The sequence below is a fragment of the Gloeocapsa sp. DLM2.Bin57 genome (assembly GCA_007693955.1).
Lineage (GTDB): Bacteria > Cyanobacteriota > Cyanobacteriia > Cyanobacteriales > Gloeocapsaceae > Gloeocapsa.
In genome coordinates this window covers 1-10,394 of sequence record RECR01000075.1, presented here as the reverse complement: position 1 = coordinate 10,394, position 10,394 = coordinate 1, and the positions used below count along the sequence as shown (strand labels likewise).

7 protein-coding genes are annotated in these 10,394 nt (G+C 34.8%); 2 read left to right on the top strand and 5 right to left on the bottom strand.

What is annotated here, in order from left to right; all coding sequences use genetic code 11:
- Positions 1-222: 222 nt before the first annotated feature.
- A complete protein-coding gene (locus tag EA365_09585) occupies positions 223-558 on the bottom strand; it encodes a XisI protein (GenBank protein TVQ44641.1) in 336 nt (111 codons plus the stop codon).
- On the bottom strand, positions 546-962 hold the full coding sequence (locus tag EA365_09580; protein TVQ44640.1) for a fatty-acid synthase: 417 nt from the start codon (positions 960-962) through the stop codon (positions 546-548). The genes EA365_09585 and EA365_09580 overlap by 13 nt, the downstream gene beginning before the upstream one ends.
- Positions 963-1,453: 491 nt before the next feature.
- On the opposite strand from EA365_09580, the gene EA365_09575 reads away from it, so the two are divergent.
- Both EA365_09575 and EA365_09570 read left to right on the top strand, forming a co-directional pair.
- On the top strand, positions 1,454-2,401 hold the full coding sequence (locus EA365_09575; GenBank protein TVQ44639.1) for a calcium-binding protein: 948 nt from the start codon (positions 1,454-1,456) through the stop codon (positions 2,399-2,401).
- A 266-nt stretch (positions 2,402-2,667) separates the two neighbouring features.
- On the top strand, positions 2,668-3,270 hold the full coding sequence (locus tag EA365_09570) for a calcium-binding protein (protein TVQ44678.1): 603 nt from the start codon (positions 2,668-2,670) through the stop codon (positions 3,268-3,270).
- A gap of 42 nt (positions 3,271-3,312) precedes the next feature.
- Here the strand turns inward: EA365_09570 and EA365_09565 are convergent, their stop codons facing one another.
- From EA365_09565 to EA365_09555, 3 genes are all read right to left on the bottom strand, one after another.
- Positions 3,313-5,820: an EAL domain-containing protein gene (locus EA365_09565; protein ID TVQ44638.1), complete on the bottom strand. Its 2,508-nt coding sequence runs from the start codon at positions 5,818-5,820 to the stop codon at positions 3,313-3,315.
- 64 nt (positions 5,821-5,884) lie between these two features.
- A complete protein-coding gene (locus EA365_09560; GenBank protein ID TVQ44637.1) occupies positions 5,885-8,338 on the bottom strand; it encodes an EAL domain-containing protein in 2,454 nt (817 codons plus the stop codon).
- Positions 8,339-8,344: 6 nt separating this feature from the next.
- Positions 8,345-10,394, bottom strand: a 2,050-nt coding sequence (locus EA365_09555) for an EAL domain-containing protein (GenBank protein ID TVQ44636.1), incomplete at its 5' end; no start/stop codon positions are given.

Below are 10,394 nucleotides of genomic sequence, written 5' to 3'. Positions count from 1 at the left end.
AAAAAATTGTTACATAACTTTAGGAATATTCTGAGCAAGAATTACGTATTTAGTGGCTGCTGAACAAGTCAAAACCCCATTTTTTTGATAAACAAGGAGATTATCTCAAACTTATCCCTCTTTTGTCAGTCTTTATGATAAAATTAAGGTCTAGCAATTTTTTTATAATAGTTAAGGGATAAATATTCAGGCTGTGATCTTCCCCTGGCTTTGGACATTATTTTAACTAACAGCAAACTCAGTTAATTTCCGAATATCCCGAGGATGAAAAGCTAAAACAATATCACTTTTAGGAATACCTGCTTTTAAGAAATCATTGGCGATTCCATCTTCAATACCATCTTGTTGAATCCAGATTTTATTATTAATAATTTGGATATGAACTACACAACCATGAATGCGCTTTTTGTTATGCCAACCTACATTAAACAGGAAAAAGTTGTTTTCTTCTTTATCAATAAAAATCTGTTGTTTTATTTCCCCATAACTAAAGGGAATAGCAGCATACTCCTGTAAAGTATCTTTGATTATTTGCCGATATTGAGTTAATTTATCCATGCCTTTAACTCCTGCTTATCTGAATTGAATATAATTAATTTTATTTGCTTATTATTTAATAGTAACTGACCTATCGGTTCGGTAAATAAATCGTTATAAACTTCTTCTCTAATCGCTAAATATAACATCCTTTCTACATCTATAGTTTGAAGAATATTTTGATACAGAATATATTGACCGAGAGCATTTTCTAAATCCTTAATTGGTGACGGACTAATAAAACTTTTAATTTCTACTGCTATTTTTTGTGCTCCTTTTTGGGCACCAATTAGTTTTTCTGCCCCCAAATCTATATACAAAGAACGGCTACCAATGGTTAGTTTTAGCGGATCATCTGTAATTGTCCATCCATCCTTAATTAAAGCATTTTTTACTGTGTCATGATAAATATCCTTGGCAGGCATTAGTAAAAAGTATTAACTATTAATTATTAATTCTAGATTGGTCAAGAAAAAACCCATCTTAATTATAGACTATAATCAGATACAGTTTTGCATCTCCCGAGAATGAGGGGATTGAGTCCTGCTTAGTGAAGGATCACCATAATATATAGTTGCTGATGAGATGCTTTGTACGGGAGTGCATGAACACATATGTAGTATAATTGCCTAATAAAACTTGTTATATGACTTTTAGCCCCCAAAGATAGTGTTCTTGTATTATAAAACTTATCTCGGCGTACTTGCTGCATCTTCAGAAGTCAAAGAAACAAAAGTAACTGCTATCAAACAACTAGCTATAAATTTTTTATTCATTATTTTAGACCGTAGCCACGTTAGTCTTGTAGCACATTTACGGCAATTTGTTAAAAAAATTTGTTACATAACTTTAGGAATATTCTGAGCAAGAATTACGTATTTATAAGTGACAAGACAATTTTGGAGACTTAAAAATTATGACTAAGGTAACTTACGGAACAAATGGCAACGATCGCCTAACAGGAACAGAAAAAAGAGGATGGGGGATTATTCGTCATGGGAGAGACAGAATATTTGGTCTAGGTGGGAATGATATTATTTTCGGTCTCAGCGGTAATGACACTCTCTACGGGGGAGACGGTTATGGGACTTTTTCTGGAAACGATACTCTCTATGGTGGAGATGGAGATGATGTCCTTTATGGAGAGGGAGGAAATGACCTACTCTTTGGAGAGAATGGCAATGATGTTCTTTATGGAGGTCCAGGAAATGATGTTCTCTATGGTGGAAATGGAAATGATACCCTTTATGGAGAGGGAGACAATGACCGACTCTTTGGACAGAATGGCAATGATGTTCTCTATGGTGGTTTAGGAAATGATAGCCTTTGGGGGGGTGATGGAAATGATGTCCTTCATGGAGAGAGAGGAAATGACTTCCTTTTTGGAGAGAATGGAAATGATACCCTTTGGGGGGGTGATGGAGATGATACCCTTTTGGGAGGTGGTGGAAATGATTATCTCAATGGAGGAAGAGGAAATGATACACTGATTGGTGGACCTGGCGCTGATCGATTTGCTTTCGGTGTAGGGAGAAGTTTTAGTCGCTTTAATTTAGGTGTAGATACTATTAGTGATTTTCGTTATCTGGAAAGGGATAAAATCGTCTTACACAGAAGTGATTTTACTGCTTTACCAATTTCGACAAATGGTCTGAGTTCTGGGGATTTTGCTTCTGTTACTAGCGATCGCCTAGCTGAATTGAGTAATGCTTTGATTACCTACAATAGAACTAATGGGAAATTATTTTACAATCCCAATCGTAATGCTTTTGGCTTTGCTTCTAATTCTGATGCTGGTGGTCACTTTGCGACTCTTTCTGGTAACCCTCCTTTAATAGCTTCTGATCTTATAGTTGCACATTAAAATCTACAGAAGTGCGAGCAGCTCACTTATAACTAGGTAGTGTTAAGGAATTAAATAATTAACATTACCTCTTCTCAGTATTTTTGTAGTATTTAGCTGGTTCACTAAAAAGATATTCTGAGCAAGAATTACGTATTTATAAGTGACAGAACAATTTGGGAGAATTTAAAATTATGACTAATGTAATTCGTGGAACAAATAATAACGAGCACCTAGTAGGAACGAAAAAAAAAGGATTTCGCCATGGAAAAGACATAATATATGGTATGGGCGGGAATGATATTATCTACGGTCTTAGTGGTGACGACACCATCTATGGAGGAAGCGGCTCTCTTGTGTTTTCCGAAAACAATACGCTTTATTCACGTTCCTTATCCGGCAACGACATGCTTTTTGGTGGAGATGGAAATGATGTACTCTATGGAGAAGCAGGAAATGATGTCCTCTATGGGGAGAATGGAGATGATTACCTCAATGGGGGCATAGGGTATGATACCCTGATTGGTGGACCTGGCGCTGATAGATTTGTTTTTGGTACAGGTAGAGGTTTTAGCGATCTAGGTGTAGATATTATTCATGATTTTAGTCGTTTAGAAGGGGATAAAATCGTCTTACACAGAAGTGATTTTGCTGCTTTACCAATTTGGACAAATAGTCTAAGTTATTGGGATTTTGCTTATGTTGCTAGCGATCGCTTAGCTGAATTGAGTAATGCTTTAATTACCTACAATAGAACTAATGGGAAATTATTTTACAATCCCAATCGTAATGCTTCTGGCTTTGCTTCTAATTGGGATGATGGTGGTCATTTCGCGACTCTTTTAGGTAACCCTTCTTTAATTGCTTCTGATCTTATAGTTGCACATTAAAATCTACAGAAGTGCGAGCAGCTCGCTTATAACTAGGTAGTGTTAAGGAATTAAATAATTAACATTACCTCTTCTCAGTACGTTAGTAGCATCTTCTGCGTTGAGGGGCTCACTAAAGAGATAGCCTTGCATTTCGTGACATTGCAGTTTACGTAATAATTTTAATTGTTGGATTTTCTCTACTCCTTTAGCAACAACTCTCATGTTAAAACTTTGACCTAGACTGACAATGGCTGAGATAATACTGGTATCTTTGGGGTTATCTTCTAATTCTTTGATGAAGGATGGGTGTACTTTTAAAGTGTGGAAGGGGAATTTTTTTAAGAAGGTGAGGGAGCAATGACTACCACCAAAACCATCGATAGAGATTTGTACTCCCATCTGCAGAATATCGCGCAATACTTTAAAGATTGTCTCGCTATTTTCCACGATCGCTTCTTCGGTGATTTCCAATTCTAACCAGTGTGGCTCTAATTTAGTGCTTTGTAAGATACGAGCAATAGTAGGGGCTAAATTGTTGGTTTGCAGTTGTTTAGAGGAGAGATTGACACTAACTGGAATATTGCTGATACCATTTTGTTGCCAAACATAATTCTGCAAGCAAGCGGCTTTGAGCACCCATTCCCCGATAGGGTTGATTATCTCCATTTCTTCTGCTAGAGCGATTAATGTCGCAGGTGGTACTCTTTGTAGCTCTAGATCTCGCCATCGTAAGAGTGCTTCCATTCCTGTAATCATCCCTGATTGAATATTGACAATGGGTTGATAAGCTAAATATAATCCTTGTGCTGAGATTGCTCCTTGTAGTAAACTTTCTAATCTGACTTGACGATTAGCCCTAGAAGTCATACTAGCGCTATAGAATTGATAGTTATTGCTTCCTGTTTCTTGACTACGTTGTAAAGCGGTTTCTGTATTACGCCAGAGGTTGTCAAAATCTTGGGCGTCGGTGGGATAAATACCTATACCTAGGCTAAAGTTTAGTTTAATTTCTTGGGAATCTTTAACCAGGGGTTGACTATCTTCTCGGGGAACATGGATTGGTTGTCTCAAGTTATCTAGCAATAGTTGAGCTAGTTTGCCGACGTCGTTAAAGTTGTTTATAGTTGGTAATAAAATGGCGAAGTTATCTTCATGACAACGTACAGCGATCGCTCCATATTCCTCACATATTTTTAATCTTTTACCTATTTCAGCCAGACAATTATCTCCTACTGTTTCCCCAAATAGACGATTTATTTCCTCAAAACGCTGTATATCTAATAATATTAAGGCTATTTGACGTTCATATTTTTCGGCGTTAGTAAATATTAATTTCCAATGGTCTGTTATAAAACTCAGATTAAATAATCCTGTTAATTCGTCTCTTTTTTCTTGTTTTAATAATTTTTGGTCTGTGGCTCGATGTACAGCAAAACAGAATATTTCTCTAATTCTTGAGTTGATAAAACTAACGCTTAATCCTACTGTTATGGATGATTTATCTTTACAACAGTGGACTGATTCAACGATTGTATCTTGTTTTTCTATTAAATAGGTTTTGAGGTTTTCCCCATTAATTTCTGTACCAAAAACTACGATATCTTCTAAACTCATTCCTAAAATTTCTTCTAGGGAATAACCTACTAACTCGCAATAACTTTGGTTAGCTTCTAGTATTTTATGAGTTTGAGCATCTACTAGAAATATTCCTTCAAAACTTTGACGCACTACTGTACGATATAATTGTTCGCTTTCTCTTAATGCTGCTTCTACTTGTTTACGTTTAGTAAAGTCAAAGATATAACTTCTGATTAATTTATTTTCCGAGAGATAATGAACGTATTGTTCAAATACTTCTAGACCTATTTTAACTTCTCTAACGAATAAACTACCGTGTTTACTTTGACAATTATTGGTCAAGCCTGATAGTATGGGGTGTTGTGCTCTTAATTGATTAACATCTTTAAATTTTAAACTTGCTGCGGGGTTGAGATAGGTTATTTCTCCAGACCAATTTATCTCTATAATGGGATTGGGGCTTAATTCTGGAAAAGAAGCTAACCTAATCAACTCTCTCTGACTCATTTCTTCTAAATCTTTTTCTGAAGTGAGAGTTGTTTTATAATTTTCTTGATTGATTATGGCTTCTTGTTGTGCTGTTTCGTTGTCTGAATCATCTATTTCTCCTATTTCTTCGTTGTTTTTAAATAAACTAATCACCGAAGGATCTGAGAGAATATAATATAAAGCTTTGGCTTTTTCGCCAAAACGCACTACATCCCCATGTTTAAGGGTGTGAGAGAGACTCGGTTTCCCGTTGACTACGATTCCATTAGTGCTGATATTCCCTCGTAAATCCCCGTCAATGACTTTATAACCAGTTTGTTGATTGGCTGTATCTTCCTCTCGCATCAATGTTGCGTGAAAGCGAGATACTTGGCGATCATAAATGACGATCGCATTACTTGCATCACGCCCTATAGAATAAATAGTCTCTTCTAAAGAGACAATCCTTCTGGATTTTTCATCTTCAATGACGAGAATATGGCGAAAGGGTAAATTATTCATGTGACTGATTTGGTGGCAATACCTATATAAATTGTGTCCTAATTTCCTCAACCGTTAACAGAGTTTAACCTGGAATTAGAGACTCTGGATTAGTCAAAAATTCGTAAATATTTTCGTAACTTACAGCCGGGCTAAATAAGTAGCCTTGCATCTGTTCACAATCGAGGCTTTTTAATAATTTTAACTGTTCTGTGGTCTCTACTCCCTCTACAATAATTTTAAGGTTAAATTCTTTTCCCATGGCTATTGTTGAAGCTACTGCACTTAAACCAGAGGATGCTTCTGTTAATTGTGCCAGAAAAGATTGATGAATTTTGATACTATCTAGGGGAAACTGTCTAAGATAACCTACTGAAGACGACATTGGGTTAAAATCATCTAGAGCTAAAGATAATCCTAAATTACGTAATTCTGCTAGTTTTTGACGGGAGTAGTCTAGATTAGCGATGATTACTTTTTCGGTTAATTCTAGCTCTAAACATTGACTATCTAAACCTATTTTACTGATGATCTCAGCGATTCTGGGTACTAAATCTGGTTGTTGAAATTGTTTAGCTGAGATGTTTACCGCAATGGGAAAGGATTCTAAACCCAATTGTTGCCAATTTCGATTTTGTTGACAAGCTTTTTTGATTACCCATTCTCCTATAGGAATCATTAAACCGACTTCTTCAGCGATTGGTAAGAATCTTTCGGGAGTAATTAAGCCAAATTCTGGATGTTGCCAACGTAATAAGGCTTCTACTGCGGTAATTTTTTTAGTTTTAATATTTACTCTTGGTTGGTAATAGAGTAAGAATTCTTCTTTAGTAATTGCTTCTTCTAATAATGTTTCTAATCTTAGTAATCTATTGATTTCTGTGGTAAGATTAGCTTGATAAAATTGATAGTTATTATTGCCTTTTTGACGAGAGCGATTTAAGGCTATTTGAGCGTGATTAAATAGGGTAGGTTGATCTTGATTTTCAGATATAGATATACCAATTCCCACACTTATATAAATGCGTTGTTTATCTATTTCAAAAGGTGGTCTCAATACGTCTAATAATCTTTGGGCTACTTTGGCGCTATCTTTGATTTGATTAAAATCTACCAACAGTACGTAAAATTGATTATCTTGGGGATGAGCTATACTGTCTCCTGCTCTTAAACAAGAACGCAATCTTTTGGCTATATCTTGTAATAATAATTCGACTTTTTCTACTCCTAATGAAGACTCTATCTGCGCATAGTGATCTATTTCTAGCATCAATAAAGCTGTGAGTTGTTTATTTCTTTTACAATTAGCTAAGGTAGTCGCTAACAATTCATCAAAGAGAGCTTTACTAGCTAGATTAGTAATTTTATGATAGAGAAGATTTCCTTCTGTTACTTCTGTTGAACTATTTACTTTAGTCACTGAACAACAGATTATTTGTCTTTTGCCGAAGTTAGTAAAGCTTAAGTTTGTCTCTAATTTAATAATCTCGTCGTCTTTTTTTCTATGGGGTAATTCTAGCACTCTATCTAGTTTGGTACTAATAGTAGTTCTGACGTCTTGTTTAAGTTCTGAATCTTCTAATACCCAAATATCTTTAAGCTTTAAATTCAAGCTTTCTTCGGGAGTATAACCCAATAATTCACAATAGGAGTTATTAGCTTCTATCAAGGTTTGATGTTCATAATCTATGATACAAATTCCATCAGAACTCTGTTTAACTAACTGGTGATAGATTTTTTTGCTTTCTCTGAGACTTGCTTCGATTCCTTTCCGCTTAGTAAAGTTGAATATATAACTTCTAATTAATTTTTCTTCGGGTAAGTAATGTACATATTGTTCAAAACAATCTGGATCTATTCTTACTTCTCTTACGAATAAACTACCTTGACGTTGTTGAATATTTTCAGTTAATCCAGCTAAAATTGGATGTTTGATTTGGATATTTTCAATATTAGGAAATGTTGCCAAGGCTGTGGGATTAAGATAAGTTATTCTCCCTTGCCAATCAATTTCTATAATCGGATTAGGACTTAATTCAGGAAATGATGCTAGTTTAACTAGGGCATTCTCCCCAATACTAGTTATTTCTTTAACATAAGTTTCTTTGCTACTTTCTCTAATTTGACTTGCTTCTTCTTTTTTGGTTGTTTTATGATTATAGTCTCCCGCTTGAATCATTAAAAATTCTGACAGATTATTGGTGATATAATAGGTTAATTTAACATCTGCCATAATAATCACATCATCATGTTTTAAGCTTTGTACTAAGCTTCTTTTATCATTAACAAATACACCATTTTTACTTCTTTCTCCCTCTAGATTTCCATCAATAATCCAAAAAGAGTAACAATTGTTACTTTGGTCTGTTCTTCGCAATAAGGTAGCGTGATGACGAGATACTTTTTTAGAAAATAAAACTACGGAGTTACTAGCATCTCTCCCAAAGGAATAGGCTGCTTCTTCTAATAAGATAGTTTTACGTGATGTGGGTTCTTCTATTACTAAAACATGAGATTGTGTATCAGAGATATTATCCATTTGTGTCTATTGTTTTGTTAATTCTAAACCTTTTACCAACAAGTCTGTTACTTCTATTATACTCAGAGGATGACTAAATAGGTTTCCCTGCATTTCCTGACAATCTAGTTGACGTAGTATCGCTAATTGTTCTGGTTTTTCTATCCCTTGAGCTACTACGTTCATGTTAAAGCTATTACCTAAAGTAATCATAGCTGCAATTATACCTGATTCCTGGGGATTATCTGGTAACTCTTGAATCAAAGATTGATCAATTTTGAGAGTATGAAACAAAAATTTACGCAAATATCTAATAAAATGATAACTTGTGCCAAAATCATCCACACAGATACGAATTCCAATCTCTATAAGTTTATTGAGGATTTCACTAGACATATCGATATCTTTGAGGAGTATTTGTTCGTTAACCTCTAATTCCAGCAGATTAGCAGCTAATTTAGTCTGTTGAAGGATTTCTTGGACTTTTTCTACTAAATTTGACTGACGTAGTTGTCGCGAAGATAGGGAAAGAGAAACAGGAATTAAAGGTAACCCCCGAAGTTGCCATTGCTGACTCTGTTTACAAGCGGTTTCAATTAACCAGTCTCGTAAAGGGATAATTTGCTCTGTTTCTTCTAAATGGGGGAGAAATGGTTGTAAAGATACTAAACCTTGTTCTGGATGTTGCCATAATACCTCTGCTTCAATAGCTGTAATGCTATTGGTTTTGATATTAACTCTGGGTTGATAGTAGAGAGACAATTGTTGATTGTTTAAAGCTTGAGCGATTTGATTTTCTAAAGCTAGTAATGCGGAGATTTCCGAACTCATGATGCTTGTATAACATCTATAGTTGTTTCTTCCTTCGTTTTTAGCTCGATATAAAGCTATGTCAGCGTTTTTAACCAGATTTTCTCCATCTTCTCCATCTTCGGGATAGAGTGCAATACCAATACTACTTTTAACATAGAGTAAATGCTTTGATAAGTTAAAAGGTTGTTCTAGGGATTTGAGGATTCTTTGGGCTAAGTTAATTACGTCTTCTCTCTGATTAATATTAGAAATTAGAATCGTAAATTCATCTCCTCCCCAACGACTAATTATATCATTAGAACGTACACAAGATTTGAGTCGCTCTGCAAAAGCTTTAAGTAACTCATCTCCTATTGTGTGTCCTAATGTATCGTTAATATTCTTAAAATGGTCTATATCTAAAAACATTACCGCGATGGAGCTATTATTGGTTTGAGCATTACTTAAAATAGAATTAAGTTGCACTTCAAAGAATTTACGATTAGCTAATCCTGTTAAGTCATCGTGAAAAGCTTGATATGCTAATAGTTGTTCGTTGCGTTTTCTTTGGGTTATATCTCTGACTGTACAACAAAAAATTTGTTGATTTTGATAGTAAATTAAACTGATACTCATTTCTACTTCTATCAAGCAACCATCCTGACGACGATGTATTACTTCTCCCCAAAAATCCAGATTATTATTAATAACTTCTTGCAATTTTTCTGAGAAAGTCTGGGGATATTCAATAATATCGACAAAATTAATTAATTGTATTTGAGTTAGATCATATCCTAATAATTGACAATAAGCACTATTAGCTTCGATGATTTTTCCTGTAGCTACATCTACTAAACAAATCCCCTCAGCTACTTGTCTGACAACTGCTCTATAACGAGCTTCACTAGCTTGTAAGGCTTCTTCTGTTTGACGACGTTCGGTTACATCAAATAAATATACTCTGATTAGTTTTTTTTCTGCTAAATAGTGGATATATTGATCATAATATCTATTTTCCACCTGAATCTCTTTTCTAATTAATCCTCCTTGTTTACTTTGGGTTTCTTTAATTAATCCATCTAAAATTTTCTTAATATTTTTTAATTGAAATCTAGCTGCTGAATTAATATAGGTAATTTCTCCTTGATAGTTAACTTCAATAATGGGATTTGGACTAAGTTCGGGAAAAGATGCTAATCTGAGTAAGTCTTCTTGACTAATTTCTTGAAAGTTGCTTAAATATTCTTGAGAGGGTAGAGTGGTTTTAGCATAAGTTTCGGGGTTA

What these genes read in the sequence shown, in the direction of transcription:
- EA365_09585 (TVQ44641.1), bottom strand. Translation starts at nt 558, where the DNA reads ATGGATAAATTAACTCAATATCGGCAAATAATCAAAGATACTTTACAG.
- EA365_09580 (TVQ44640.1), bottom strand. Translation starts at nt 962, where the DNA reads ATGCCTGCCAAGGATATTTATCATGACACAGTAAAAAATGCTTTAATT.
- EA365_09575 (TVQ44639.1), top strand. Translation starts at nt 1,454, where the DNA reads ATGACTAAGGTAACTTACGGAACAAATGGCAACGATCGCCTAACAGGA.
- EA365_09570 (TVQ44678.1), top strand. Translation starts at nt 2,668, where the DNA reads ATGGGCGGGAATGATATTATCTACGGTCTTAGTGGTGACGACACCATC.
- EA365_09565 (TVQ44638.1), bottom strand. Translation starts at nt 5,820, where the DNA reads ATGAATAATTTACCCTTTCGCCATATTCTCGTCATTGAAGATGAAAAA.
- EA365_09560 (TVQ44637.1), bottom strand. Translation starts at nt 8,338, where the DNA reads ATGGATAATATCTCTGATACACAATCTCATGTTTTAGTAATAGAAGAA.